23 protein-coding genes and 1 pseudogene are annotated in these 26,597 nt (G+C 68.4%); 10 read left to right on the top strand and 14 right to left on the bottom strand.

Features of this window, described 5'->3' with window-relative positions; translation table 11 throughout:
* Positions 1-77 precede the first annotated feature (77 nt).
* Both B0F77_RS05985 and B0F77_RS05980 read left to right on the top strand, forming a co-directional pair.
* Positions 78-908 carry a helix-turn-helix domain-containing protein gene (locus tag B0F77_RS05985; protein WP_086661757.1) on the top strand — a complete coding sequence of 277 codons (831 nt, stop codon included), beginning with the start codon at positions 78-80 and terminating at the stop codon, positions 906-908.
* 14 nt (positions 909-922) lie between these two features.
* Positions 923-1,078 carry a DUF397 domain-containing protein gene (locus B0F77_RS05980; protein WP_086661756.1) on the top strand — a complete coding sequence of 52 codons (156 nt, stop codon included), beginning with the start codon at positions 923-925 and terminating at the stop codon, positions 1,076-1,078.
* Between the two features lie 4 nt (positions 1,079-1,082).
* On the opposite strand, the gene B0F77_RS05975 is transcribed toward B0F77_RS05980, so the two are convergent.
* From B0F77_RS05975 to B0F77_RS05960, 4 genes are all read right to left on the bottom strand, one after another.
* Positions 1,083-1,742 carry a response regulator gene (locus B0F77_RS05975; RefSeq protein ID WP_086661755.1) on the bottom strand — a complete coding sequence of 220 codons (660 nt, stop codon included), beginning with the start codon at positions 1,740-1,742 and terminating at the stop codon, positions 1,083-1,085.
* A complete protein-coding gene (locus tag B0F77_RS05970) occupies positions 1,739-2,884 on the bottom strand; it encodes a sensor histidine kinase (protein ID WP_245847852.1) in 1,146 nt (381 codons plus the stop codon). The genes B0F77_RS05975 and B0F77_RS05970 overlap by 4 nt, the downstream gene beginning before the upstream one ends.
* A complete protein-coding gene (locus B0F77_RS05965; protein ID WP_086661754.1) occupies positions 2,881-3,708 on the bottom strand; it encodes a CPBP family intramembrane glutamic endopeptidase in 828 nt (275 codons plus the stop codon). The genes B0F77_RS05970 and B0F77_RS05965 overlap by 4 nt, the downstream gene beginning before the upstream one ends.
* A 131-nt stretch (positions 3,709-3,839) precedes the next feature.
* Positions 3,840-4,847, bottom strand: a complete 1,008-nt coding sequence (locus tag B0F77_RS05960; RefSeq protein ID WP_086661753.1) for a stage II sporulation protein M — start codon at positions 4,845-4,847, stop codon at positions 3,840-3,842.
* Positions 4,848-4,866: 19 nt separating this feature from the next.
* Between B0F77_RS05960 and B0F77_RS05955 the strand changes: the two genes are divergently transcribed.
* Positions 4,867-5,598, top strand: a complete 732-nt coding sequence (locus B0F77_RS05955; RefSeq protein ID WP_245847851.1) for an RDD family protein — start codon at positions 4,867-4,869, stop codon at positions 5,596-5,598.
* A gap of 3 nt (positions 5,599-5,601) precedes the next feature.
* On the opposite strand, the gene B0F77_RS05950 is transcribed toward B0F77_RS05955, so the two are convergent.
* The 3 genes from B0F77_RS05950 to B0F77_RS05940 are packed head-to-tail and all read right to left on the bottom strand — an operon-like array spanning position 5,602 to position 7,635.
* Positions 5,602-6,237 carry a cation diffusion facilitator family transporter gene (locus B0F77_RS05950; RefSeq protein WP_086661751.1) on the bottom strand — a complete coding sequence of 212 codons (636 nt, stop codon included), beginning with the start codon at positions 6,235-6,237 and terminating at the stop codon, positions 5,602-5,604.
* 49 nt (positions 6,238-6,286) lie between these two features.
* Positions 6,287-7,189 (bottom strand): phosphotransferase, encoded by a 903-nt coding sequence (locus B0F77_RS05945; RefSeq protein ID WP_086661750.1) that lies wholly within the window; start codon positions 7,187-7,189, stop codon positions 6,287-6,289.
* Complete coding sequence (locus tag B0F77_RS05940; RefSeq protein ID WP_086661749.1) at positions 7,186-7,635, bottom strand: nuclear transport factor 2 family protein; 450 nt, start codon at positions 7,633-7,635, stop codon at positions 7,186-7,188. Before B0F77_RS05940 ends, B0F77_RS05945 begins: the two co-directional genes overlap by 4 nt.
* Positions 7,636-7,713: 78 nt before the next feature.
* Between B0F77_RS05940 and B0F77_RS05935 the strand changes: the two genes are divergently transcribed.
* The gene (locus tag B0F77_RS05935; RefSeq protein ID WP_086661748.1) at positions 7,714-8,229 is read left to right on the top strand and encodes a TetR/AcrR family transcriptional regulator; all 516 of its coding nucleotides are present in this window, start codon (positions 7,714-7,716) and stop codon (positions 8,227-8,229) included.
* Here B0F77_RS05935 and B0F77_RS48920 read toward each other — a convergent pair.
* The 4 genes and pseudogenes from B0F77_RS48920 to B0F77_RS05920 all read right to left on the bottom strand — a co-directional run bounded on the left by B0F77_RS48920 (position 8,208) and on the right by B0F77_RS05920 (position 10,587).
* Positions 8,208-8,996: an energy-coupling factor ABC transporter ATP-binding protein gene (locus B0F77_RS48920; RefSeq protein WP_211293684.1), complete on the bottom strand. Its 789-nt coding sequence runs from the start codon at positions 8,994-8,996 to the stop codon at positions 8,208-8,210. The two genes, B0F77_RS05935 and B0F77_RS48920, sit on opposite strands and share 22 nt — an antisense overlap.
* A gap of 33 nt (positions 8,997-9,029) precedes the next feature.
* Positions 9,030-9,623 (bottom strand): annotated as a pseudogene (locus B0F77_RS48915) (energy-coupling factor transporter transmembrane component T family protein); the annotation flags it as partial.
* Positions 9,623-9,904 (bottom strand): PDGLE domain-containing protein, encoded by a 282-nt coding sequence (locus B0F77_RS05925; protein ID WP_086661746.1) that lies wholly within the window; start codon positions 9,902-9,904, stop codon positions 9,623-9,625. The gene B0F77_RS05925 and the pseudogene B0F77_RS48915, both read right to left, overlap by 1 nt.
* Positions 9,901-10,587, bottom strand: coding sequence for an energy-coupling factor ABC transporter permease (locus B0F77_RS05920; RefSeq protein WP_086661745.1), 687 nt, complete (start codon positions 10,585-10,587; stop codon positions 9,901-9,903). The genes B0F77_RS05925 and B0F77_RS05920 overlap by 4 nt, the downstream gene beginning before the upstream one ends.
* 341 nt (positions 10,588-10,928) lie before the next feature.
* Between B0F77_RS05920 and B0F77_RS05915 the strand changes: the two genes are divergently transcribed.
* Entirely contained in the window at positions 10,929-13,025 is a 2,097-nt protein-coding gene (locus tag B0F77_RS05915) for a glycosyl hydrolase family 95 catalytic domain-containing protein (RefSeq protein WP_245847850.1), read from the top strand.
* Positions 13,026-13,074: 49 nt separating this feature from the next.
* Positions 13,075-14,424, top strand: coding sequence for a pyridoxal phosphate-dependent decarboxylase family protein (locus B0F77_RS05910; RefSeq protein ID WP_086661831.1), 1,350 nt, complete (start codon positions 13,075-13,077; stop codon positions 14,422-14,424).
* A gap of 151 nt (positions 14,425-14,575) precedes the next feature.
* On the opposite strand, the gene B0F77_RS05905 is transcribed toward B0F77_RS05910, so the two are convergent.
* Positions 14,576-15,091, bottom strand: a complete 516-nt coding sequence (locus tag B0F77_RS05905; RefSeq protein ID WP_236219911.1) for a MarR family winged helix-turn-helix transcriptional regulator — start codon at positions 15,089-15,091, stop codon at positions 14,576-14,578.
* Positions 15,092-15,451: 360 nt separating this feature from the next.
* Between B0F77_RS05905 and B0F77_RS05900 the strand changes: the two genes are divergently transcribed.
* The gene (locus tag B0F77_RS05900; RefSeq protein ID WP_086661743.1) at positions 15,452-16,801 is read left to right on the top strand and encodes a glutamine synthetase family protein; all 1,350 of its coding nucleotides are present in this window, start codon (positions 15,452-15,454) and stop codon (positions 16,799-16,801) included.
* 10 nt (positions 16,802-16,811) lie between these two features.
* Positions 16,812-19,301 carry a DEAD/DEAH box helicase gene (locus B0F77_RS05895; protein ID WP_086661742.1) on the top strand — a complete coding sequence of 830 codons (2,490 nt, stop codon included), beginning with the start codon at positions 16,812-16,814 and terminating at the stop codon, positions 19,299-19,301.
* A gap of 4 nt (positions 19,302-19,305) precedes the next feature.
* On the opposite strand, the gene B0F77_RS05890 is transcribed toward B0F77_RS05895, so the two are convergent.
* Together B0F77_RS05890 and B0F77_RS05885 are read right to left on the bottom strand one after the other, a co-directional pair.
* Positions 19,306-20,619 (bottom strand): hypothetical protein, encoded by a 1,314-nt coding sequence (locus B0F77_RS05890; RefSeq protein ID WP_086661741.1) that lies wholly within the window; start codon positions 20,617-20,619, stop codon positions 19,306-19,308.
* A gap of 30 nt (positions 20,620-20,649) precedes the next feature.
* Entirely contained in the window at positions 20,650-25,350 is a 4,701-nt protein-coding gene (locus B0F77_RS05885) for an NACHT domain-containing protein (protein WP_158102613.1), read from the bottom strand.
* A gap of 40 nt (positions 25,351-25,390) precedes the next feature.
* Here B0F77_RS05885 and B0F77_RS47730 point away from each other — a divergent pair, with 40 nt between their 5' ends.
* Positions 25,391-25,621 (top strand): hypothetical protein, encoded by a 231-nt coding sequence (locus B0F77_RS47730; RefSeq protein ID WP_158102612.1) that lies wholly within the window; start codon positions 25,391-25,393, stop codon positions 25,619-25,621.
* A 652-nt stretch (positions 25,622-26,273) separates the two neighbouring features.
* Positions 26,274-26,561 (top strand): hypothetical protein, encoded by a 288-nt coding sequence (locus B0F77_RS05880; RefSeq protein WP_086661739.1) that lies wholly within the window; start codon positions 26,274-26,276, stop codon positions 26,559-26,561.
* The last annotated feature ends 36 nt before the right edge of the window (positions 26,562-26,597 follow it).

Raw genomic sequence — 26,597 nt, 5'->3', positions numbered from 1 at the left:
TCCAAAAAGTACTTCCTTCGGGGCTATTCGGGCGGAAACGATGGAGCCGAAAGCCTTGCTGCTCCTAGTTTCTTGCCATGCCACGACGAAACTCCAGCGTGGTGGGCCGGGAGTTCGGCATCGGCATTCGCCGCGCCATCGAGCAGACCCAGATGACCCACCGCAAGATCGCCGAGATGCTCGACTGGGACGAGTCCAAGTTGTCCGACCTGGTCCGGGGCAAGGGCGGTGTCAGTGAGGCCGAAGTGCTGCAGCTGCTCGCCTTCTGCCGGGTCCCGCCGGCCGAGGTCCGCCACCTGATCGCCCTGTACCGCGAAACGCGCGAGACCGGGTACCTGAAGATTCCCGAGGACGGCGTCCCGGACCTGGTGCGCAGCCTGGTCGAGCAGGAGCGCCTCGCCAACGTCATCACGGTGTGGTCGATGAACCTCATCCCCGGCAGGCTCCAGACCGCCGACTACATGCAGGCCGTCGTCGACGGATCGGTGCACTCGAAGTCCGTCGACTACGGGCAGGTCATCGAGGCGAAGATGAAGCGGCGTGAGCTCTTCCACTGGAGCCGCGAGTTCACGTTCTACATCCACGAGCAGGCCCTGCGACTTCCGGTCGGAAGCGTTGACCTGATGAAGGACCAGCTCCTTCACCTGCTCGCCATGGCACAGCGGTCCTACATCAGTTTGCGGATCGTGCCGATTTCGGCCGGAGCACACGCAGGGCTCGGCGGCTCGTTCATGCACCTGAGCTACGAGAAGTTCGAACCGGTGATCTATCTGGAAGGCGAGAACTCCAGCCTCTTCCTCGAAGACAGGGCTTCGCTCGCCACCTACTCCGAGGTGCTGAAGCTGCTCGACCGGCAGGCGTTCGATGCGGAACAATCCAAGGAGCTGATCAACAGCATCCTGATCTGAGGAGATGTTCCGGCATGTCGGTCTGGCGCAAGAGCAGCTACAGCGCGAACTCGAACGACTGCGTCGAGGTCGGTCGTCGCATCGGCATCCGGGACAGCAAGGCACCGGCCGCCCACCTGCCGGTGTCCGCCGAAGCGTGGTCGGCGTTCATCAGGCGTGTGAAGACCTAGCCGGTCAGGTGACCAGACCGCGGCGGTAGGCGTAGACGACCACCTGCACCCGGTCGCGCAGGTCCAGCTTGGTCAGGATGCGCGAGACGTACGTCTTCACGGTCTCCTGGCTGATCACCAGCGCGGCCGCGATCTCGCTGTTGGACAGGCCTTCCGCGATGAGCCGGAGCACCTCCAGCTCGCGCGGGGCCAGCGGGAGCTCGCTGCTCGTCTCGTTCGCCGGCCGGATGCGCGCCGCGTACCGGCCGACGAGCTGGCGGGTCACCTCCGGGGCGAGCAGGGCGGCCCCACCGGCGACGGTCCTGATGCCCTGCAACAGCTGCGGTGGCGGGGCGTCCTTCAGGAGGAACCCGCTGGCGCCCGCGCGCAACGCCTCGTAGACGTACTCGTCGAGGTTGAAGGTCGTCACCACCAGCACCTTGACGGGATCGGCGACGCCCTCACCCGCGAGCAGCCGGGTCGCCTCGATGCCGTCGAGCACCGGCATGCGCACGTCCATGACGACCACGTCCGGCCTGAGCCGTCCGGCCAGGTCCACCGCCGCCCGGCCGTCGCCGCACTCCCCCACCACCTCGAGGTCGGGCTGCGCGTCGATGATCGTGGCGAACCCGGTGCGGATGAGGGCCTGGTCGTCGCACACGAGCACGCGGACGGGCGCGGTCACGACGGGTTGCCCGCCGGAATGCGCGCACGGACGACGAAGCCGCCGTCCTGGCGTCCCGCCGTGAACTCGCCGCCCAGCACGTCGACGCGCTCGCGCAGTCCCGCGAGGCCGCGTCCGCCGCCACCGGACGCGGCGGACGGCTGCATGCCTTCCGTGCCGACCACCACAGTGATCTCCCTTTCGCCGTAACGCACGTGGACGTTCGTGGGACTGCCGTGTGCGTACTTGAGGGCGTTCGTCAACGCCTCCTGCACCACGCGGTAGACGACGGCCTCCGCGCTGCCCGCGTCCCGTGCCGGCCGGCCCTCCTCAGCGAACTCCACCGGCTGGCCCGCCTCGCGGGTCTGCTCGACGAGGCTGCCCAGGTCGCCGACGGACTCACGATCGTGGTCCGGGTTCAGCAGGCCGAGCAGGTGCCGCAGGTCGGTGAGGGACCGGCGACCGGTGTGGGTGATCGTCCGCAGCGTCTGGTCCAGCCGGTCGGGCGCCCCGGTCAGGTACCTGGCCGCCTCCGCCTGCACCACCATCGCGGTCACGTGGTGGGTCACCACGTCGTGCAGCTCGCGGGCGATCAACGTGCGCTCCGCGACGCGGGTGGCCTCGGCGACGTGCCGGCGGCGTTCGGCCTCGGCGGCGCGGGACAGCCGCAGCCACGCGCCGATGCCCCACGCGGCGGCCAGCGCCAGGTAGAACGTGACGAACCCGGCCACACCCTCGGACGAGCCCTCGCGGTCCAGCGCCACGGCGAGCACCGCGTAGCCGAGGCTCGCCGCGACGACCGTGACGCGGCGATGGTGCGACAGGTGCAGGCCGGTGCTGATCAAAGCGATGGGCAACGCGGTACCGGCCACGGTGTGGTAGCCGGACAACTGATCGGCCGCGAACGCGATCGACACCAGCGCGAGGCACACCAGGGGCCACCGGCGCCGCACGACCAGCGGCAGGCACTCGAGCGCGACCACTCCGGCGGCCAGCAGATCCATCGGCCGGGCCGGCGCGTCACCGAGGTGGGTGCCCCTGTTGTGCAGCGCGGGGATCAGCGAGGCCAGCACCAGTGCCAGCGCGATCGGCGCGTCCCGCAAGATGACGTGCCTGCCGCACCACAGCTCACGGACTCGCCCGAGGCTGATCACGCGGCTCACGCGGCGAGCGTAGCGGCCGGCGTGGTTCGGCCACGGCGCGGAACGATGGTGCCCCTGCGCCTGGCCAGTCCCAGGAAGACGACGGTCACGACGACGCCGGCCAGCACCGAGTACGCGCTCGCTTCCGGCCCGAACTCGCCGCCGCTCACGAGGGCTGGACCGGACGTCACCGCGTCCAGCAGCCCCCGCGGCGCGCCCTGGCCCGAGACGCTGGTGCCGAAGATGCCGCCCTGTGCGAAGTTCCAGGCGAAGTGCACGCCGATCGGCACCCACAGGTTGCGCGTCGCCACGTAGACGGCGGCGAGCATGAAGCCCGCCTCGACCGCGATGGCGACCGAGCTCCACAGCGTCGCGTTCGGGTTGAAGATGTGCGCGAACCCGAACAGCACCCCGGTGAGCACCAGCGAGATCCACGTGCCGAGCCGTTCCTCGGCGATGCGGAACAGGACGCCGCGGAAGAGCACCTCCTCGGTGACCGCGGCGGCTGCCATGAACCCGAAGATCGCGAGGGCACCCCCTGCCGAACCCCAGCCGCGCACCTCGTAGCCACCGAGGAACCAGATGTTCGCGATCACGGCCACGAACATCGCGAGTCCGATCAGGACACCGCGGCCGAGCGCGGCCGGCGCGCCCGCCCGTGCCACCTCGACCGGGTTCCGGCGCTCGGTCCCGCGCACCACCCAGGAGTAGGCGACCACCGTCAGCACCGCCGTGGCGAGGCCGAGCACCAGCGTGAGCGGCACGTTCCAGCCCACCGCCTGGACGGCGGCGGCGCCGGCCATCGCCACCACCGTGACCACGACGAGCTGCTTCACCAATCGCATGACCAAATCCCTTGTGAGTAGTGCGTTTCCGTCGCCAGGAACGCTAGGGATTTCGCGGCCGCGCAACGTCACCACACGGTGGACATCCACATGTAGCTCGCACGAGGGACAGGGCGAGTGCGGTGACCACACTAGACGGCGACTGGCGCGACGTCCTCACGTTCGCTCGCGTCGATGTCGCCCGTCTCGCCCTGCTGCGCGGCCCGCCGACCGACCACGAACACGTACAGCAGGAACAGCACCTCAGCCACCACACCGATGCCGACCCGCGCCCAGGTGGGCCACCCGGACGGCGTCACGAACCCTTCCAGCACACCGGAAACCAGCAACACCACGACGAGCCCGAGCGCCACCGCCACCACCGCGCGGCCTTCCGCGGCCAAAGCCGCGCCACGGGTGCGTTTGCCGGGGTCGATCACCTGCCAGCCCAGTCGCATGCCGATGCCCGCGGCGACGAACACCGCCGTCAGCTCCAGCAGTCCGTGCGGGGCGAGCAGCCCGAGGAACTCCGCGCCACGCCCGGCGCCGAACATCAGGCCGACGCCGACGGCGAGGTTGACGGCGTTGGTGAAGAGCAGGTAGATCGGCGGGATCGCGAACAGCACGCCGAGCAACAGGCAGGTGGCGGCGACCCAGGCGTTGTTCGTCCACACCTTCGCCGCGAACGACCCGGCCGGATCGCTGGAGTAGTAGGACTCGTAGCCGCCGCCGACCTTGGTCATCTCGCGCAGCTCGTCCGGTGCCGCGATGGTGGCCTGCACGTCCGGGTTCGACGCGATCCACGCCGCCATGATGCCCGTGATCAGGTAGAACACCACTCCGGCCGGCACCCACCAGCGCCAGCCGAGGTAGATCGCGGCGGGCAGGCGGTGCGTGAAGAACCGCGTGACCACCTTGAACGCCGGCGTGTGCGTGCCCGTCAGCGCCGATCGCGCCTGTGCGACCAGCGACGACAGCCGTTCCACGGTCGCCGGGTCCGGTGTCTGGCTGCGCACGATCGACAGGTGCGTCGTGACGCGCTGGTACAGCTCGATCAGCTCGTCGGCCTCGGCCCCGCTGAGCCGGCCGGAGCGCTTCACGAGCTGTTCGAGCCGCTGCCACGACGCGCGGTTGCGCTCGATGAACACGTCCAGATCCACGATGAGTCACACTATCCGCGTGGGGGACCTCGTCACCGGTGAAGCCGTAGTTCTGGACCTGCGCGTCGCACAGCTCGCGAGCAGGGCGGTCGCGTTCGTGTTCGACGTGGCGGTCCAGTTTCTCCTGCTGTTGGCCGTGTTCCTGATAGCACCGATCGGCTTCGACGACGCGCTGCAGTCGGCGCTCGCGCTGTCCCTGACGGTGCTCGTCCTGATCGGCTACCCGACGCTGGTGGAGTCGCTGTCGCGGGGCCGCTCGCTCGGCAAGCTGGTCATGGGCCTGCGGGTGGTGCGCGACGACGGCGGCGCGATCCGCTTCCGGCACGCCCTGGTGCGCGCGCTCGGCGGGTTCTTCGTGGATTTCTGGGCGCTGGGCCTGGGCGGCGCGGTCGCGCTGTTCGTGTCGTTGTTCTCGCCGAAGGGCAAGCGCGTCGGCGACTACCTCGCGGGCACGGTGGTGATCCACACGCGCGTGCCGAAGAGCACCGTGGAGCTCGCCGAGATGCCGCCACAGCTGGCCGAGTGGGCCCGCGGGCTGGACCTGTCGCAGCTGTCGGAGGAGCTGGTGCTGGCGTCGCGGCAGTACCTCAGCCGGTATCACGAGCTGGGTGAGAAGGCGCGGTGGGAGCTGGGCTCACGGCTGGCGGACGACGTGGGCGCCGCGATCCGGTCGCCGCGGGTGGAGCACACGCACCCGCATCCCTACCTGGCGGCGGTGCTGGCGGAACGTCGGCGGCGCGCGTCCGGCTGAGGGTCACACGTCACACGTCAGCTCGCCGGACCAGGCGCGACGCCCTTCGTTGAGGGCGAACAGTGCGATGAACAGTCCTGCCACCGCGTCCAGCCAGGTCCAGCCGAGCAGGGCGTAGGCCACCAGGCCGAGGAACGTGGTCACGCTCAGCCAGACGCAGAGGCGCGTTTCCGCCGCGTCGGCGACGATGAGCCGCGAGTTCATCGCCCGTCCGTTCCGGCGTTTCGCGGCGGCGAGAAAGGACATGGTCACGATGGAGATCCCGGTCAGCACGATGCCGACCAACGACTTCTCCGGCTTGGCCTGGGCGACGATCTCGCGGACGCTCTCGAAGAGGATGAAGGCGCCCAGGGCGAAGAACGTGAGTGCCACGAAGCGAAGCGCGCGGTACTCCTTGCGTTCGTCGACGGCACCGGTCCGGATCGCGGCCCGCAGCCGGACCGCGATCAGCAGCGCGGCGACGAGTTCGATTCCAGAGTCGACGCCGAAGCCGACCAGCGCCACCGATGCCGCGGCGAGACCGGCGCCGACCGCGATGACGCCTTCGACCAGGTTGTAGCCGATCGTGACGTACTGCAGCACCAAGGCCTTTCGCGCGGCATCGCCGCTCACGTCCGGCAGCGCCTTGGGCTGTTCCACGCTTGCTCCTCAAGGCACGCTCGCACCGCCGGCGTGATCATAGCCGTGGTCAGCAGTTCGCCCTGCGGAGGCGCTCGGCCGCCTGCTCCCGGACAGCGTTGAGGGACAGCGGCGCGTCACCGTGCAGAACTTCCCAACGCGCGTTGTGCAGCGCGGTCCACATGCTTCCCGCCCAGGCGATCTCCAGTTCCTCCGCCGAAAACCTCCGGACCAGCTCCTGGTAGGTCTCGATGAACGCGGCCGAGCTCTCGACCGGCACCAGCGACGGCGGCGGGATGTTGGCGAACGCCCCCGAGGCCGCGCCCACCAGCGCCGCCTCGGGCTGCCACCCCAGACTGTCCCAGTCGTGCACGGCCCACACCTCGCCGTCCCGCCAGGACAGGTTCTGCGCCTCGAAGTCCGCGTGCCCCAGCACGCACGGCAAATCCGTGGCGAGCAACCGTTTGCGCACCCGTTCCGCGATCTCCACCACGAACGACGGCACCACGCTCTGGTCGCGCGCGTCGAGGAAGTCGATCGCCGGCCACAACCCGGGATCGGTGTGGTCCCACCGGGACCAGCGCGGGTTCGGCAACGGCGGCGGCACGGACACGTCGGCCAGCAAAGTCATCAGCCGGGCGAACACGGCCGCATACCGCCGGGCGACGGATGGTGTGTCTCCAGACAGGACAGCACCGCCCGGCACGGATTCCTCGGCGTGCACGGCCAGCGAACCGACGGCGACGACCGGCGTGAGCGGGCGGGGGCACGGAAACCCCCGCTCCGCCAGGACCGCCTGTGCGGTGAGGCACGAGGAAGCGCGGCCGTCGTCCTCGCGGGCTTTGACGAAGACCTCGCGTCCGTCGGCCAGCCGGAGACCGAAGACCGACGAGATCGACACCCGCTCGAACAGCACGGCGGCCGGTTCGCTCCCCAGGTGCCGCACGCACCAGGCGGACACGTCGAAGGTCATGCAGGCGACTCTGCCACGTGCGGCTGGTAGGGCATGCCGAACAGCTCGGCCATCAGCAGCGGGTTCATGTAGTCGTCGTAGCGCGTGATCTCGCCGTCGCGCAGCCGGATGATCGCGACGGCCGTGAACGTGTAGTAGTCCTGCTTCACCTTCGACCAGCCGCGATGCGTGATCTCCGCGACCGCCACGGACGGGTCGTTGGTGCGCCAGCAGTCCGCCTGGACGCTCTGGATCTCGATCCTGTCCCGGACTCCCGCGCCGCGGACCCTGCTGAAGTACGCGCGGATGTCCTCGCGGCCCTTGATCTCCTCCGGCTGCCACTGCGTCGGGAACTTGTACGCCATCACCCCGTCCTCGGCGAACAGGTCGGCGAACTGGGCGTGCGTCGCCTCCCCCGCCACCATCTTGCGAACGTGCTCGACGATCTCCTCGGGCGTGCGTGTCATCGGTACTGCCCCCATCTCTAGAATCGGAACGGTGACCCCGGTTATGACGATACGGAACGCACGCCCCGGTTGGCAACGATGAGGGCCGATGCGGCGCGGAACCGCGAGAAGGTGCTGGAAGCGGCGCGGGAGTTGTTCGCCGCGCAGGGCTTCGACGTGCCGTTGGACGAGATCGCGGCGAAGGCAGGGGTCGGGCCCGGGACGGTCTACCGGCACTTCCCGACGAAGCAGGCGCTGTTCCAGGCCGTCACCGAGACACGCGTGGCGGCGATGATCGCGTCGGCCACCGAGCCAGCGGAGGACCCGAAACAGGCGTTGTTCGCGTTCCTCGGGCGGATGGCGGACGAGGCGGCGGTGAAGCGGGACATGTCCGACGCGATCACCGTGTCACCCGAACTGCGCAAGGGCCTGCACGCGGCGTTGGGCAAGCTGCTGCACAGCGCCCAGGAGGCGGGCACGGTCAGGACCGACGTCACCGCCACCGACCTCGTGGTGCTGATGAAGGGGATGCTGCAGAGCCTGCACGAGGGCGGGAATCCCGCGGTACTGCTGGAGATCGTGCTGACCGGGCTTCAGTCGAGTCGGAAGCCGTAGGGCAGTTCGAGGCGGTGGCGCGCGAGCAGCGCGGTGTCGGCGAGGATCTCGCGGGTCGGGCCGTCCGCGACGACCACGCCGTCGTCGATCAGCACGCTGCGGGGGCAGATCTGCAACGCGAACGGCAGGTCGTGCGTGACCATCAGCATGGTGCGGCCCAACGACAAGAGCAGCTCGGCCAACTCACGGCGCGCGACGGGCTCCAGGTTCGCGGAGGGTTCGTCCAGCACCAGGATTTCCGGGTCGCAGGCCAGCACGGACGCGAGCGCGACGCGTCGGCGCTGACCACCGGACAGGTGCAGTGGTGAGCGGTCGGCCACCGACTCCATTCCGACCGCCCGCAACGCCTTCAACACTCGTGTGTCCACATCGGACAGACCGAAGTTCTGCGGGCCGAACGCGACGTCCTCGCGCACGGTCGGGCAGAACAGCTGGTCGTCGGGATCCTGGAAGACGAGCCCTACCCGGCGGCGGATCTCGCGCAGGTTGCGTTTCGAGACTTCGAGACCGGCGATCGAGACGGTGCCGGAGCCGCCGGAGTGCACTCCGTTGAGGTGCAGGGCGAAAGTGGTCTTGCCGGCGCCGTTCGGGCCGAGCACCGCGACCCGTTCGCCGTGCTCGACGCGCAGGTCGATGCCGAACAGCGCCTGGTGGCCGTCCGGGTAGGCGAAGGCGAGCTTCGAGACCTCCAGGGCGGGCGCGGCCGGGGTCTCCGCGACGATCGTCGCCGAGCCCGAGGGCCTGCCCGTCCAGCCGCGCGACACCATCGCCAGGTGCACCCTCTCTCCGCGTTCGTAGGACCGGATGAACAGTGTGCCGACCGCGCGTGCGGTGGCGCCCGCCTGCCAGAGGAAACGGGGGTCGTCGCCACGGGAGATGCGTGCGACGCGCATGCGTTTCGCTTCTCCCACAACGACTTCGCCGTAGCGGAGCATCAACGTCGCGATCATGATCAGCGGCGCCGGGACGCGCAACGTCTGCAGGCCGCGCAACAGATCGCCCGGCGCGGTCGTGGCCGCCAGGGTGAGGCTGACCAGCACGCCCAACGTGCCCTTGGCCAGGATGTTCCAGCCCGCCAGTGAGCCCTCGACGGACACCGAGAAGCCGAGGAAGTCGGTGCGCGGGTCCGTGCCGAAGATCGGCAGCAGGAACGCCAGTACCACGAACGGCACCTCGATCACCGCGCGCTTCACGAACCACAGCACGGGAACCCGCGCGACGGTCCACACCGCGACGATCAGCAGCAGGTACAGGCCGAACACCGGGAACCACGTGCGCGGGGTCGCCACGACACCCAGCACCGCCGCGAACGCCACGAGGATCTTCACGTGGGGCGTGAGCCGGTGCACCGGCGAGTCGCCGGCGTGGTGCAGGACGTCGTGGCTGCCCGCCATCAGGCGTCAGACTTCTTGCGCAGCAACCAGAACAGGCCGAACGACAGACCCAGGACCACGACCACGCCGAGCACGCCCGCGAGGCCGGTGAACCTGTCGTCACCGCCGAGCGCGTAGTCGGCGAACGTGGTGCCGGACAGCGGGTGTTCCTGTGCGTGCGCGGCGATGCCGGTGTCCTCGACGGTCTTGTCCAGGCCGTCCGGTGAGCTGGAGGCGAAGTAGGACAGGACTCCCGCGATCAGCAGCGAGACGACAGCGAACCCGATGAAGAACTTCTTCACGACCGCACCTCCAGCGGCTTCTTGCTGCCGCGCAGCAGGTAGACGAGGTCGGGCCGGATCGAGGCGACCGACGTGACGGTGACCGCGGTGATCAGGCCCTCACCGATGCCGATCAACACGTGCAGGCCCCACATCAGCAGCGCGACCTTGCCGATCTCCACGCCACCGACGCCGCCGATCGCGTACTCGACGATGAAGCCGGTCGAGGCGACCACGGTGTTGACGAGCGCGGAGACGAACGCGACGGCGGCCAGTCCGCCCTTGCCCCGCTCGGCGATCCTGCGCAGGGCGACGGCGACGAAGAACCCGGTCGCGGTGCCGATCAGGGCCATGTTCGTGACGTTGGCGCCGAGAGCCGTGAGCCCGCCGTCCGCGAACAGCAGTGCCTGCACCACGAGCACGATCGTCACGCACAGCGCGCCGACGTACGGGCCGACCAGGATCGCCGCGAGCGCGCCGCCGAGCAGGTGGCCGGAGGCGCCGGGCAGGATCGGGAAGTTGATCATCTGGACGGCGAAGATGAACGTGGCCACCAGGCCCGCCATCGGCGCGGTGCGGTCGTCGAGGTCCGCCCTGGCCTTGATCAGCGCGAAGCCGACGCCCGCCGCCGCGATGACGAGGAAGGCGACCGACACCGGCGCGTTCAGCAGACCGTCGCTCATGTGCATGGCAACAGGTGACATGGGTGGTCACGCTAATTGCCGGATGGCGGCTATGGCCAGATGCATGCAACAACAATTCGAAGGCAAGAAGGCGTTGGTAGTCACACCCCAGAGTTCGCAGCATGGGGCCGTCAGGTTCGAGCCACCCTAGTCATCCGATGAATTCTGCGTAAGATCCGTTCCGCCGCCGCCACGGCCTGGAGGGACGAACAGTGACAGAGCTGTCGCGTAGAACCTTTCTGTATGGGACGGGCGCGGCCGTAGGTGCTTCCGCGCTCGGTGCGGGCGCTGCGGTCGCGGCACCCACACTCCCGGAAACATCGGGTCATAATGTCCACCGGGACGTTGTCCGCGACGCTCGCATGGAGTGGAAGCAGCTGCCGAAGAACTGGGGCGACAGCCCGTTCCTCGCCAACGGCCTGCTCGGCGTCCAGGTCTACGCGGGCCGCACCCCGAACGAGCTGAAGCTCATGCTCAGCCACTCCGAGGTGCAGGACCAGCGCGAACACTGGGAGGCCGCGATCGGCCTGTCCAGGCTGCCGATCGGGTACCTGACGCTCCAGTTCGCCGGCGCGATCACCGCGGTCGACTGGACGCTCGACCTGTGGAACGCCGAGCTCACGGGCTCGGTGACCACCACTCAGGGCAGCGCCACGTTCACGATGCTCGTGCACAACACGCGCAGCACGTTCCTCGCGACCGTCAAAGGCGAGGTGACCTGGGGTTTCCAGCCGCTGCAGGCGGCGACGACCCGCACGATCCGCAAGCCGCCGGAGTACACGACCAACCCCGACGCGACGCTGGGAGCGGCCAACGGCGTCTCCTACGCCGCACAGCCGCTGCACGCGGGCGGTGGGTACACAACGGCCTGGCAGACCCGCGACGGCCGTTTCGCGGCCCACGTGGCGTACACACACCCCGCGGACACGCACACGTCAGACGCGATCCGTGAGGTGCGTCAGGCGTTGTCGATCCCGTTCGAGGTGCTGACGCTGCAGCACCGTCGCTGGTGGAACGCCTATTTCACGAAGTCACTGGTGTCCGTGCCAGACAAGCTCGTGCAGCGTTTCTACTGGTTGCAGCTCTACAAGATGGCCGCCGCCACTCGTGCGGACGCACCCGTCATCTCGGAGTGGGGTCCGTGGTTCCCGGAGCAGGGCAACAGCTGGACGGCCGTGTGGTGGAACCTCAACGTCCAGATCTCCTATCCGCTGATCAACGGCTCGAACCACCACGAGCTGGACGCGGTGACCACGACGTTGAAGCGGTTCGAGCACCACCTCGAACTGAACGTGAACCCGGCTTACCGCGACGGCGAGTCGTACGCGATCTGCCACCCCGGCGACCGCACGTTGCGCTCAGGGCCGCGCTACTGCGGTGTGCCCGGCGTGGCGCCGAACGACCATACGGGCAATCTTCTGTGGGCCTGCCACAACGTGTGGCTGGGCTACCGGCACACGATGGACAAGAAGATCCTCTCCGACGTCCTGTTCCCGATCCTCACCAAGGCGGTGAACTACTACGCGCGGTTCCTCGTCGAGGGCGCCGACGGCAAGCTGCACCTGCCCGAGACGCGTTCGCCGGAGTACGCGAACGCCACGGACACGACGTACGACCTGTCACTGATCCGCTGGGGCGTGCGCACGTTGCTGTCCATTGAGGAGAACGCGCGTTGGCGCGACATCCTCACCAGGCTCGTGCCGTACGCACAGGGGCCCAACGGCGTGCTGATCGGCAAGGACGTGTCGCTCAACGACTCGCACCGCCACTTCTCACACATGCTGTGGTTCTACCCGTTGCGCGAACTGACGTACGACATGCCGGAGCACCGCGACCTGATCAACCGCACGTTCGACCACTGGACGTCGCGGCAGCAGTTGTGGGCCGGCTACAGCTACGGTGCGGCGTCCGCGATGGCGTCGGCGATGGGCCGGCCGGAGGAAGCGCTGTCGTTCCTGCGCTACTTCCTGGACCGCAAGCAGGTCGGCACGAACGCGGTGCTGACCGAGAACACCTTCTACCGCGAGGGCGGCAACCTCGCGATCGAGTCGCCACTGATGTCCGGTCAGGCGGTGCTGGAGATGATGGTCCAGTCACACAACGACGTCGTGCGCGTCTTCCCATCGGTTTCGTCCACTTGGGCTGATGCGTCTATCTCGTCGTTGCGCACGCAAGGCGCGTTCCTCGTGGACGCTTCGCGTTCCGGCGGACGCACCGACTGGGTTCAGGTGCACTCAGAGGCCGGTTCGCCGCTGGTGCTGGACCACGGCATCACCGGCGAGATCGACGTACGGGACAGCTGGGGCCGCCGGTTGGACTACAAGACGCGCGGCTCGGCCGTCGAGATCCCGCTTCGCCGAGGTCAGACGGCCATCGTGTCCCGCCGCGGCACACGTCCGGACGTCTCGGCACGCGATGTGAACGCCAACGGCTCGTCGCCGCGCTGGGGTCTGCCGTAACGTACAAATTCGAACATTCGGGTTTGCACGGACGAGTGGGGTGTGCACGGTGGATCTTCAGCACTGGCTCAACGAGGCGCTGGCCAACCACGAGAAGTGGACCGCCGACTACGGCTCCTACACGTCCCACTCGTCCCTGCAGGTCGACCCGGCGGTCTTCGGCTCGGCGCTGGCCGAGCTGCAGGACCGGCTGCGCGACAACTACCCGTTCTTCCACCCGCGCTATGCGGGCCAGATGCTCAAGCCGCCGCATCCGGCGGCCGTCGTGGGCTACCTGTCCGCGATGCTGATCAACCCGAACAACCACGCCCTGGACGGCGGCCCCGCGACCGCGGCGATGGAACGCGAGGTCGTCTCCGGGCTGGCGCACATGTTCGGCTACGGCGACGAGCACCTCGGCCACCTGACCTCCAGCGGCACGATCGCCAACCTGGAGGCGTTGTTCGTCGCCCGATCGTTGCATCCCTCTCGCGGTGTCGCGTACTCCTCCGAGGCGCACTACACGCACGCACGCATGTGCGGCGTGCTCGGCATCGAGGGCCACCCGGTGCCCGTGGACGGCCGTGGCCGCATGGATCTGGACGCCCTCGAAGAGCTGTTGAAGACCGGCAAGGTCGGCACGGTCGTGGTGACCCCGGGTACCACCGCCTTGGGCGCCATCGAACCGGTGCATCTCGTGCTGGACGTCGCACGGCGGTACGACGCACGCGTGCACGTAGACGCCGCGTACGGCGGCTTCTTCACGTTGCTCGCGGGTACGGACCTGGCCCCGGAACCGTGGGAGGCCATCGGCTCGTGTGACTCCGTGGTGGTGGACCCCCACAAGCACGGCCTACAGCCGTACGGCTGCGGCGCCGTCCTGTTCCGCGACCCGTCCGTCGGCCACTTCTACCTGCACGACTCCCCCTACACCTACTTCACGTCCGACGAACTGCACCTGGGCGAAATCAGCCTGGAGTGCTCCCGCGCCGGCGCCGCGGCCGCGGGACTGTGGCTGACGTTGCGCCTGCTGCCGCTGACCCGCGACGGTCTGGGCGAGGTGCTGGCGGCCGGTCGGCGGGCGGCCGTGCGGTGGGCGTCGATCATCCGGGAGTCGGACGAGCTCGAGCTCTACCAGGAGCCCGAGCTGGACATCGTCACGTACTTCCCGCGGACGAACCCGCTCACTCTGTCGGCTGTGGACGCCGCCTCGCACCGGGTGATGGAGGCGGGCATGAACGCGCCGGTCGACCCGGTGTTCCTGAGCGTGGCACGGGCGTCGAAGGCGGCGTTCGCGGCGCGGCACCCCGAGGTGGCGGCCGATGTGGACGGAGCGCGGGTGCTGCGCAGCGTGCTGATGAAGCCGGAGTCCGAGGACTACCTGGACACCCTGCACGCCCGCGTCCTCACCCTGCTCTGAGCCGCACGCGGGGGCCTTTCGTACTCTCAGAGTGAACGGAAGCTCCCCGCGTGCACTTGAAGCAGCGAGCTGCGGGAACGCCGAAATGGGCGACTCACCAAGTCGGGGCGGTGATTCCCCGGCCAGGTGAGTCGCCCTTCAGGCGTGCGCATCAGCCGTGCTTGGCCCGCCGCCCGGAGCGACGAGGCGGCAACGGTGTGTCGCCGCGCAGATCGAGCCGCCGCTGCTCGCCGTTGGCCTCGAGGTGCGTCACCATGCGGCGCAGCATCTCGGCCAGCGACTGGGCCTCGGAGGACTCCAGCGGGTCGGAGACGAAGACTTCTTCCTCGTTGAACTTGGGGAAGAGGTCCGCCATCAGTTCTTCACCCTCAGGGGTGAGCCGCAGAACCGCGAGGCGCCCGTCGGTCGGGTGCCCGAGACGCTCCAGCAGGCCCCGTGACTGCAGCGTCTTGGCGACGCCCGTCAGGGTTCCCTTGGAGATCCCGGCCTCCTCGGCCACGTAGCGCGTCTCCATCTCGCCCCAGATCCACACGACCCAGAGCACGACGAAGCCGGTCCAGGTCAGATCGCTGGTGCGCAGCACCGAGTTCTCGAGGTGCTGGCGGATCGCGGTAGCGGCGCGGTGGATGTTCGACACCGCCGCCATCTGCTCGCGATGCAGCGGCACCGCACCGAGTTTGGCCTGTACGGCTTTCTCGGTCTCGGCAATCGTGTGGTGACCAGACAACTCAAAGTCTCCCGTGCTCGAGCTCAGGTGTTCCCGGCACAATACTTGCGGTTCCGAACTATGTCTGTGATGTGGCGCGAGTCGGTCCGCAACCACTTTGATCACGATCCCACATCGTGCATGATCTCGTGACGGTCGTCACCCGTCCAGTTACGGACTGTTGCCCCGTGGTGGACGATGAGTGCGGAGCACCCACTGAGACCGATCGTGGTCTTTGCTCCCGGATGGGTCGATAGCGTTTGCCTCTCAACGTTATCCCCTCCGCGCCAGCGACACACTGTGCCGGAAAGGTAGTTCGACGTGGTCGGTGAACAGGTGACACGGGAACTCGCGTCGAGACTCGGCGAGGACGGTATCGACGTCGTGCGCGTCGTCTTCCCCGACCTGCTGGGCACGGACCGGGGCCGTGACGTCCTCGTGCAGCATCTACCAGCGGTTACGCAGCGCGGACTGTCGTTCTGCCGGGCCGTTTACAGCACCACGCCCGGCGGCAAGACCACCGAGAACGGGGGCGTGCTCGACGCCGGGCTGCCCGACGTGATCGTGGTCCCGGACCTCGACACGCTGCTCCCGATCCCGTGGGAGCCGGGCGTCGCCTGGTGCATCGGCGACGCCGTCAGCCCGGCTGACGAAAGACCTGTCGACGAATCGCCGCGGCAGGTGCTGCGCCGGGCGCTGGAAATATTCAGCACGACCGGCCTGTCCCCGGTGGTCGGTCCCGAGTTGGAATATTTTCTCTGCGAACCTGACGAAGATCGCCCGAACGGGTGGCGGCCCTACTGCGATGAGCCGGGCAACGTGTACGCCACCGGCCGACGGGGCGATTCAGACGGTCATCTGTTGAGAACTCTTCGCACACTCAGCTCGGCGGGCCTGCAGACGACCGGCGGCAACCACGAGTACGCGGGCGGGCAGTTCGAAATCAACCTCGTCCATTCGCCCGCCATGGACGCCGCCGATCGCGCGTTCCGGTTCAAGAGCTCGGTCAAGGAGCTCGCGCGCCGGGAGGGCCGGCTGGCCACGTTCATGGCCAAGCCGTTCAACGACGGCGGCGGCAGCGGGTTCCACCTGCACCTGTCCTGCCACGAGAAGGACGGCCGCAACGCCTTCCAGGCGGCGGGCACCTCGCACGGCCTGTCCGACGAGGCGCGCTGGGCCATCGGCGGCATCCTCAAGCACGCCCCGGCGCTGGCCGCGCTGCTCAACCCGACGGTCAACTCCTACAAGCGGTTCGGTCCGGACTCGCTCGCGCCGTGGTTGATCGACTGGGGCCTCGACAACCGCAGCGCGATGCTCCGGGTGCCGGCCGAACGCGGCGAGACCACCCGCCTCGAACTGCGGCTCGGTGACGCGAGCGCCAACCCCTATCTGGGCATCGCCGGCCTCATCGCGGCCACCTACCTGGGCATTCGCGACCGGATCGAGCCACCGCGGCCGTCCGCCGGGTACGGCTACGACCCGTCGAAGGCCCCGACCCTGCCCGCCACGCTGCCGGACGCACTCGCCTATCTGGAGGAGGACACGGCGATGGTCGAGGTGCTGGGCAAGGACTTCGTGCGGTCCTATGTGGACTTCAAGTGGGAGGAGGTGGCCCGGTTCCAGCGGTTCGTGACCGACTGGGAGTTCACCGAGTACGCGTACCACCTATAGTTCACCTGCGATGACTGCACTCACCGACCGGCTCACCTCGATCGCCGACGAAGACGAACTGTTCGACACCTTCTCCCACTGGGCCGCCGAACGCGGCCTCGCGCTGTACCCGGCGCAGGAGGAGGCCGTGATCGAACTCGTCTCCGGCGCGAACGTCATCCTCAGCACCCCGACCGGGTCGGGCAAGAGCCTGGTGGCCATCGGCGCCCACCTGGTCGCGATGGCGGGCAACCAGCGCAGCTTCTACACCGCGCCGATCAAGGCGCTGGTCTCGGAGAAGTTCTTCGCGCTGTGCGACGTCTTCGGGCCGGAGAACGTCGGCATGATGACCGGCGACGCCTCGGTGAACGACCAGGCGCCCATCATCTGCTGCACCGCGGAGATCCTCGCGAACATCGCGCTGCGCGACGGCGCCCAGGCCGACGTCGGCCAGGTCGTGATGGACGAGTTCCACTTCTACAGCGAGCCCGACCGCGGCTGGGCGTGGCAGGTGCCGCTGATCGAGCTGCCGCAGGCCCAGTTCCTGCTGATGTCGGCGACGCTGGGCGATGTCACGTTCTTCGAGAAGGACCTGGCCAGGCGCACCGGCCGCCCGACGGCGGTGGTCCGTTCGGCGCAGCGTCCGGTGCCGTTGAACTTCCAGTACGTCTCCACGCCGTTGCACGAGACGATCGAAGACCTGCTGCACGGCCGTGAGGCACCGATCTACGTCGTGCACTTCACGCAGGCGGCGGCGTTGGAGCGCGCACAGTCGTTGATGAGTGTGAACGTCGCCACGAAGCCCGAGAAGGAGGCCATCGCCGCGACGATCGGCAACTTCCGGTTCTCCTCCGGGTTCGGCAAGACGCTGTCGCGGCTGGTGCGGCACGGCATCGGCGTGCACCACGCGGGCATGCTGCCCAAGTACCGGCGGCTCGTGGAGCAGCTCGCGCAGGCCGGTCTGCTGAAGGTCATCTGCGGCACGGACACGTTGGGTGTCGGCATCAACGTGCCGATCCGCACGGTCGTGTTCACCGCTCTCTCGAAGTACGACGGCACCCGCACGCGGATCCTGAAGGCCCGTGAGTTCCACCAGATCGCCGGCCGGGCGGGCCGCGCGGGGTACGACACGGTGGGCACGGTCGTCGTGCAGGCGCCCGAGCACGAGGTCGAGAACATCAAGGCCCTGGCGAAGGCCGGCGACGACCCGAAGAAGCGTCGCAAGGTCGTGCGCAAGAAGGCCCCGGACGGGTTCGTCTCGTGGAGCGAGTCGACGTTCGAACGGCTCGTCGGCGCCGAACCGGAGCCGCTGACCTCGTCGTTCCAGGTCTCGCACGCGATGCTGCTGAACGTGATCGGCCGCCCCGGCGGTGGCGCGTTCGCGGCCATGCGGCACCTGCTGGAGGACAACCACGAGGACCGGCCGAAGCAGCTCAAGCACATCAAGCGCGCGCTGGCGATGTACCGGGCGCTGGTCGCGGCGGGCGTGGTGGAACGCGTCGGCGACGACTTCCGGCTCACCGTCGACCTGCAGTTCAACTTCGCGCTGAACCAGCCGCTGTCGCCGTTCGCGCTGGCCGCCATCGAGCTGCTGGACCGCGAGGCACCCGGCTACGCGCTGGACGTGCTGTCGGTGATCGAGTCCACTTTGGACGATCCGCGGCAGATCCTGGGCGCGCAGGAGCACAAGGCGCGCGGCGAGGCGATCGGCGCGATGAAGGCCGACGGCATCGAGTACGACCAGCGCATGGAGCTGCTGGACGAGGTCACGTACCCGAAGCCGCTGGGCGACCTGCTCGAAGCCGCGTTCCTGACCTACCGCCGTGGCCACCCGTGGGTCGGCGACTACTCGTTGTCGCCCAAGGGCGTCGTGCGCGACATGTACGAACGCGCGATGACGTTCACGGAGTACGTGTCGTTCTACGGCCTCGCACGCTCCGAGGGGCTCGTTCTGCGGTATCTGGCCGACGCCTACAAGGCGCTGTCGCAGACGGTGCCGGAAGAGGCGAAGACCGAGGAGCTGCAGGACCTCATCTCGTGGCTCGGCGAGCTGGTCCGCCAGGTCGACTCGTCGCTGATCGACGAGTGGGAGAAGCTCACCAACCCGGACGGCGTCGCCGCTCCGGAGGTTCGCGTCGACCTGCCGCCCGCGGTCACCCGCAACGTCCGCGCGTTCCGCGTGCTCGTCCGCAACGCCCTGTTCCGCCGCGTGGAGCTGGCCGCGAAACGCGACTGGTACTCGCTGGGCGAGCTCGACCACGAGTCGGGCTGGACGGCCAAGGAGTGGATGGACGCCCTGGAGCCGTACTTCGAGGAGCACTCGGACATCGGCGCGGGCCCGAACGCGCGCGGCCCGGCGTTCCTGATCATCAACGTCGAGCGCGAGCGCTGGGTGTGCCGGCAGATCTTCGAGGACCCGGCCGGCGACAAGGACTGGGGCTTCAACGCGGAGGTCGACCTGGCCGGGTCCGACGAACTCGGCGAGGCGGTCGTGACCATCACGGACGTCGGCCGCCTCTGAGCGGCTACAGGCGTTCCATGAGGCTCTTCGCCTCTTCCGGACTGATCGGCAGGTGCTCGTCGTCGGACTTGCACCTTCTGATGTCGCCGAGCACGCGTGAGTACTTCCACTCGCCGTCACGGTACGTCTGCTCGTTGAAGTCGCCGCCCGCATCGGTACGCACGAGCGTGTGTGCGTTCGCGAGGTCGATCGCCTTGGCCTCGTCCGCGAAGATCGCGTAGTACCAGTACTCGCACTCCCACATGGCGCGCCGCCGCACGCGCAGCTTCGCGGCCAGCCAGTACGCCTCGTGGACCCCGTTCGCGCCACGAGGGAGTTCCTCGACACGCAGACCGTCAGGAAGCTCGGCCAGCAACTCCGACGGCCCCCACACGAGGTCGCGCGTGAACGCCTCCTCGCGCTCCCCGTGCACCCGGACCACCGCTACCGGCAGGTCCCGCCCGTCCTCCTCGTTCAGCACCAGGAAACTCCGCGGCGCGACCTGCCGCGCGATGACCGCCTCGGCCTCCTCCTCGCTGACCGGCAGTGGACGGTAGAACGAGAACCCACCCCGTTCGATCCCGCCGACCACCCCCGACGGCACCCAGCCGCGATGTCCGACGTGGATCTCCTCCCCCGCCGCAGACCGCCTGATCACGGAGTGCAGGTCCTTCGGATCGAACTCGACCGTCGGCCACAGCGCGAAGTAGTGGGTCCCGCCCCGCACGTGATACCGCTCGGCCCGCACCCCGATCTCGATGGCGGCCCGCACATCGCGGGCGTCGAACGAGTTGTCGAGCTTCTCCGCCCGCGCGCGCAGGTCGCTCCTCTGCCACCTCAAGTCGCGGCCGAACGCCTCCTCCGCCGACGGGATCCTCCGCACCAACGCGTGCGGCTGCCCATCCCACCGTCGCACGACGAACCACTCCGGCCTGGTGACCGTCCACTGCAGACGGTCGAGCTCCTCTTCGCTGACAGGCAGCCAGAACCGTCCGCCGAGATCCCGGTGCTCCGCCCGCCAGACGTTCTCCCGGTCGAGCCACTCCTCAACGCCGTTCCTGCGGCGCATGATCGCGTCCACGTTGATGAACTCGTCCGCGCGATAGGTCACCCCGAGCACCGCGACACAGGGCAACCCGGCCCGCGCGACCCGCATGGCCTCGTACACGTGGCCGTAGAACTCGTAGCCCTCAACCTCGGCCACCGTCCACCCGGACCGTCCCAGCAGGTCGGACGCGGCCCACTCCCCCAGGCCGACAAGTTGTTCTTCCCCGTGGTGGTCCGTGCGCACCAACGCGCGCGGAACCGGACCACCGTCGTGAATCACGAAGTACTTCACCGCATCCCCCCAGACTCGGCCGAGCACAAGTCATACCAAGGCGGCCCGCGCCTCCTCAAGACAAAGGTCGCTCCACCGCGCAAGATCACACGCCGCCCGCCGCCGCACGTGCCACGGCGCCTTGATGTCCCTCAGAACGTTTCGCGCGGTGATGGCCGCCCGCTCCCGATAGTCCCGGCGCAACCCGAACATCGCCTCCGCGGCCCGGATCCGGGTCAGCGGCGCGCCTCCGTTCGTCATAGCGCACAACGCCCGTGCGCCTTCCTCAGGCTCAAACACCCCAATCGCCTGACACAGCTTGATTTGCTGCAACGGACCGTCCGCACTCAACTGACGTAGGAACCGCACGACCTCGGCCCGCAGATCCGGCCTGATCTTGCCGACCACACTCGCGGCCTCGACGCGTGCCATCACCGGCAGCCCCTCGTCGCCCATGATGTTCCGCAGCACCGCGACGCCGCTCTCCCGGCCCCTGGCCCCGAACTGGGTGAGCTCCTCCCCTGCCCGCCACCGCAACGCCGGTCTGGCGCCGGGATCCTTGGCGATCTCCTCCAGCACTCGCGCACCGGCAACCCGATCGGCGAAGTCGTAGTCCCGCAACCGTTTCGCGGCGCGCCATCTGATGGCCGGCTGTGTGTGGGTCAGCATCGCGCGCAGGACGCCTATAGCTCCGCGTGCTTCGGCCCACTCCATCCGCTGTTCGTCCGAGCGCGGCTCGACGCCCTCCCACACGAGCCGGGCAGCCCGCCATCTCTCTCGCCACGGCTTGGTCTTGTCGGTCGCGGTGGCTCGCGCGTTGGCTCGCACCTGACTGCTCCAGCGGGGACCTAGCTTGGCCAGTTCCTCCTGACCGGGCCACCCCAAGCCGGCCAACAACTCGGCTGCCTCGCCGACGAACCGCGACGACAGTTGCGCCAACGCCGCCGCTGCGGCAACACGTTCGCGGTGGGTGCTTTCCGGAGCGGAGAGCACATCGCGGACCGCGGCTTCCGTCTCGCTCGGCAGCGGCTGGTAACTCCAGTTTTCCAACTCCGGTATCCGGTGCTCCAACGCGATCGACCGATCAGAGAGCATCGTTCGCTGCCCTGCCAGCCGACCTTTTCCTTCCCGGCAACGGAGCGCGATCTTCCGCTCGACGGCTCCACACGTGGGATCCTCAGCGATCACAGCGGCCAGGAAGTCGGCGGCAGTGGTGGCATAATAAGTCGTGCGGCGCAAAAGGGAGACCGCCGACACCCGCTCGGAAACCGTCAGTTCCGGGTTTGCCCCAACCGCGCGCCACAGCTCCACCGCGGCGGACGTGGCCGTCAGGTCATATCTGTACATCCAGTACGCCGACCAACAGCGATCGGAGACCTCCTGTGTCCGGTCGTCCCGCACTCGCTGGTGATATTCGATCAGCTCGGGTACCTCGCCATTGCTGTGTATTGCCAACTCGTCCAACGCACCTGCACGTAGCTCGTGCGCCACGTACTCGTCATCCGCGAGTTTGACGAGAGTCTCCGTCCCTTCGTGTCGGCTCAGCCATCTCAGGGCAGAGATGGCCCGCAGTCGATGCCCAGCACGAACGTTCACGTCGGCGGCGAGAGCCTGCAGACGTGGCACTGGGTCTGCGCCCAGCCGTGCCAACACGAACAGCTCCGACCGACATTCGCATAACCGGCCCCGCTGATCCCGGAGCACCGCGGCCACTGCCTCGTCGGCAAGTTCCGGATGCACGGAAGCGACCAGAACGGCGGATCTGATACGACACTCGGGCTCGGTGCCGTCGTCAACGAGAATCGATCGAAGCGATGCGATCAGTTCTGGTCCGCAGGGGCGGTGCATGGTCTGCACCGCCTCTGCAAGGTTCACCATCATCGCGGGCGTGTTGTCGGCAGACAGCGCCATCTCACTTAGCGTCTGCGCCACCTCGATCCGGAACACTTCCGCGACGTCGGTGAACTCTCTCAGCCACTGGCCCAAGTACTTGCGAGGGACAGCCTCCGACCGGATCAGATCGATCAGGCCACTTACGGCGGCTCGGTGGAACGGCTGACCGAACGAGATCAGGTTGCGGACGGCGCAGCCACGCCAGCGGTCATCCCGTGTGTCGTCCACGATCACGCGGAGCAATACGCCCGCTGCCGTCTGGACATCATCGAATGCGTTTCTTGAGAACCACACCCCTGCTGGGGGTGTGCGGTCGTCCTCACTTGAAGTCGCCATCAGTTCCGTCAACACTTCGGCCTCGTCCGCGCGGAACCGGGTGTCCAGTCGGGCCAGATTCCGCCACGCCGACAGCTTCGCGTCGAGGCTGAACCGCTGGGCGACCACTTGCAGGAGAGGACCGACGACCTCCACGTGGTACTCAGGCCCGAGCTCGATGAGTTCGAAGGCAGCCTGGTCACGTCGTTTCGGATCGATCCGTTCGTCAGCAAGACTCGAGCGCAATTCCGGCACAGCGTGCGACCGGCCCAACTCGTCGGTCGCGGCCAGCTCTCCCAGCGCACTTTCTCGCTCCCAATGCGCCACGTGCCGGTGGGCTGTCGCCTCGCTGAGGCGTATCAGATGGCCGACTGCCTCCACTCGGTAGTCCGGGCCGATCTCGCGCAGTTCTCTCGCTGCCCAATGGATGGTGTTCACGTCGGAAGCCGCACCACTGAGCACGCGGCGCAACACTGACACCGCGTGCTCGCGATACTCCCATCCACATTGCCGAAGCATTTCGCCGTGCCGCCAGAGGTCCTGAGGCAAGGCCGGTTCCGCTGACAGTTCCAGCAGGTGTTTCACTGCCAGAGCCCGATGGGATGGTCCGATGTCCGCCAGCACGCCCGCGGTCGCGGTTCGCTCCCATCTCGACAAGCACACATTGGTGATACGGCTGGTCAGCGCTTTGATCCCCATCTCGACATGCCTGGACCCCAGTGACCCCAGTGACTCTGCCGCCGCTTTCAGCGTCCCTGTCCCATACCACACCGGGCCGACGCGTAGCACCCTGGCAAGGCTCTCTGCGCAGAGGTCCGTGTGCTCCACAGTGATCTCAATCAATCCGTGTGCCGCTTCCACCAGTCTTGCCGGCGGGGCTTCGGGATCATTCAGCGCGGCCAAGAGCGCGGAAGTGGCAACCGCACGGGCTTCGCCTCCCAATGACGCCATCACCAACGCGGCATCACGGTGTTCACGTGGCGTTGCGAACGAGTCGACGAGGATCGCGCGCAGGGTTTCTTCTGCCGCTGCCCGTTCACTTTCGCCGCAGTCCGACAGCGCTTCGGCCGCGATGAGGCGATGGCCCGTCTGACCATCGAGATCGCTCACGGCGGTGTGCAGGCGTGCCAAAGCGGCTTGCTCGTGGCGGTCTCGCAATCTGGTGGCCAAGGAGGCCGCCGCTTCTACGCGGCTGGTCCACGGAGCTCTGTCGTCGTCCATCAGGTCCGCCAGCCAGTCGGACAGGCCGGGGTGGTGGGTGGCGCGGCTCGCTCCGGCGAGGATTTCGTAGGCGTTGTAGTGGGTGGTCATGGCCCAGCCGCGCACCGTGGCCAGGAAGGTGGAGACGACCGGCGGGCTGGCGGGGAGGTGGCCCGCCAGCAACCGCGCGGCCAGGAGGTGTTGTTCGGAGTCGCCGGCGTTCAGGGTGGTGAGCAGCGCGTCGGCCTGGGGTGGGTGCAGGCGGCCGTAGTGCAGCAGGACGCGGCGGACGTGGCGGCCGTGTTCGCGGGGGCGGGCGGCGTGCAGGAGGTGGGCGAAGTCGTTGTCCTCCGCGGAGAAGCGCGCTGGCAGCAGGCGGGCGCGGGCGGTGGCGGCGAGGTGGTCGGCGAAGCTGTGGTGCAGGAACTGGACGTCGTCGGCGCGCAGGGTGAAGGGACCTACGGCGGTCAGGAAGCGGACCAGGTCGTCCTGCCAGTCGCCGGACACCCGCGAGGCGGCCCAGGTGCGGGCGGCGCCCAGCAGGGAGGTGTCGGCGTCTACTCGGACCAGGCCGAGGTGTTCCAGCAGGGCGTCGCGGTGGGGGTCCAGCGGGCTGGGGCGGTGCGGGTGACCGGTGCGCAGGTAGCGGAGGTAGGCCTCGTAGAGCTCGTATTGGTTGTCGGGCAACGGGTGTTCGCGGCGCTGTTCGAAGATGATCGCGGCGATGGTGGCCAGGAGTGGCACGCGGACCAGTTCGTCGAGGTAGGCCTTGCGGATCTGGCGCAGGAAGTTCGTGGCGGTGTCGGCGGAGTCTTCGAACCAGCTGAAGGCGAACGTGCGGAGGGCGTCCTCGTCGAACGGCTGCAGTTCGTAGCGGACGGCGCCGATGCGTTGCAGGGGTGCCAGTGCGCCGCCTTCGATCGGGCGGGTGGTCAGCACGACGCGGTAGACCTCGCCCGAGGCGGCCCAGCCGGCCAGGGCGTGCACGAGGTCTTCGCGGTCGGCGGGTGAGGTGACCTCGTCGAGGCCGTCGACCAGCAGCAGCCAGCGGCAGCCGGAGACGCGGTCTTCGAAGTGGGCGGGGTCGATCGCGCACTTCAGCCGCACGTTGTACTCGGCTCGTGCGCTTGCGGCCAGGGCTTCGGCGAACGGGACGTCGAGGCGCGCGGCCAGTTCGCGGGCGGGGAGGCGCAGCGGCACGACGCGTTCGGTCACTGGCGCGGTTCCCTGGCCGGACCAGCTCAGTGCGAGGTCGGCGGCCAGGCGCAGGGCGAGGGTGGACTTGCCTTGGCCTGGGCCGCCGGTGATGACGAGGTGGTCGTCGGTTTCCAGTGCCTCGCGCACGGTGCGCGACGGCGGGCGCACGGAGGTACGGACACGCGGGGTGGTGGAGACGTCGACGAGCTGGCCGTGGCCGTCCACCATCGGACGCGGGCGGGCTTCGTCGGAGGTGAGTTCGTCGCCGCCGCTGCCCAGGTCCTGGCGCACGTGGACGGTGGAGAGCGACGGCGTTCTGGCGCCGCGCAGGCGGTACGGGAGTTGTTCCGCCATCAGGACGTGGGCCCGCATCAGCGAGGCGATCTCCGCCGGGGCGGGCCGGCGGGTGCGGGAGTAGACGTTCAGGTCGCCGTGCACGTGGCCCACCTGCACCACCTTGGCGGCGTCACCCGCCCACTCTGAGGTCATGCCGGACCCCCTGCAGCGCTCGTTCGGCCTCGAAGGTCCCGTTACGGTACCCGCAGAAGGCCCCAGTCCGTGTCCTGGTCGACGAGCACGTGCGACGACGGGTCCACGAGGGGTTGAACTTCGCGGCGTGCGGCTGTTCCGCCATCCACGCAGAGGGCGCGCGGAGAACTCTTCGATAATCCTGTATGAACCCGAACGACTGAACGTTGTGACAAAAGAGTTAATGTCTCCGCGGAGAAGTTGCCCGACCGGGCAACTCAATGTGCGTCACTGCGACCCAGGACACACCGATTCGGCCCAACACCTCAGGCGCCACCTGGCCTACCAGGCACGTAGAACCGACACCATGTCGAGTAACGCCGACTAAACGTCGAAACGGCACCATTTCAGCCGGGCTCGCATAAGAGCGCGCCAATTGAGACAACCGCCTGCTGAGACGTAATGGGCGCGCGATTGACCCGGTAGTCTGGGTGCGGCAACATCATTGCACTGGACCACCGCGGTCGAGATATGGTGTTGCCCAGTGGGGAAATGTTCGCACTCGTCCTCTCCCCTTGGCGCGGCACGACGGGAGGATTGAAGTGGACCCGGCACTGGACGCCCTGCGCGACCGGCTGGCGGAGATCATCGCCTCACCGCCGGACAACACCGAAGACCTCGTCGACACCCTGAGCGGCCTCGCCAAGCTGTCGAACCAGTGGTCCGAGGCGATCCAGGCGCTGCGCGCGCCCACCCGCAGGCTCATCGGCCCCGCCGCGGCCGCGTCGGTGAGCGTCGCCGCCCGGCGCGCGGAGGAGTCCTTCATCGAGCTGGAGATCACGCTCGGTGACGCGTTGGCCGTGAAGCCGAGGGCCGTCCGTCAGCCGTAGTGCCCGACCAGGCAACGCACGCGTGACAGCGGTTTC

Source organism: Lentzea kentuckyensis (assembly GCF_002150765.1).
GTDB lineage: Bacteria > Actinomycetota > Actinomycetes > Mycobacteriales > Pseudonocardiaceae > Lentzea > Lentzea kentuckyensis.
This window is presented reverse-complemented; position numbering and strand designations above follow the sequence as displayed.

Bases quoted from the DNA above. Each gene is read 5' to 3' on its own strand.
- B0F77_RS05985 (WP_086661757.1), top strand. From the start codon at position 78: ATGCCACGACGAAACTCCAGCGTGGTGGGCCGGGAGTTCGGCATCGGC.
- B0F77_RS05980 (WP_086661756.1), top strand. From the start codon at position 923: ATGTCGGTCTGGCGCAAGAGCAGCTACAGCGCGAACTCGAACGACTGC.
- B0F77_RS05965 (WP_086661754.1), bottom strand. From the start codon at position 3,708: ATGCGATTGGTGAAGCAGCTCGTCGTGGTCACGGTGGTGGCGATGGCC.
- B0F77_RS05945 (WP_086661750.1), bottom strand. From the start codon at position 7,189: ATGACCTTCGACGTGTCCGCCTGGTGCGTGCGGCACCTGGGGAGCGAA.
- B0F77_RS05940 (WP_086661749.1), bottom strand. From the start codon at position 7,635: ATGACACGCACGCCCGAGGAGATCGTCGAGCACGTTCGCAAGATGGTG.
- B0F77_RS05935 (WP_086661748.1), top strand. From the start codon at position 7,714: ATGAGGGCCGATGCGGCGCGGAACCGCGAGAAGGTGCTGGAAGCGGCG.
- B0F77_RS48920 (WP_211293684.1), bottom strand. From the start codon at position 8,996: ATGGTGTCGCGCGGCTGGACGGGCAGGCCCTCGGGCTCGGCGACGATC.
- B0F77_RS05920 (WP_086661745.1), bottom strand. From the start codon at position 10,587: ATGTCACCTGTTGCCATGCACATGAGCGACGGTCTGCTGAACGCGCCG.
- B0F77_RS05915 (WP_245847850.1), top strand. From the start codon at position 10,929: ATGGAGTGGAAGCAGCTGCCGAAGAACTGGGGCGACAGCCCGTTCCTC.
- B0F77_RS05895 (WP_086661742.1), top strand. From the start codon at position 16,812: ATGACTGCACTCACCGACCGGCTCACCTCGATCGCCGACGAAGACGAA.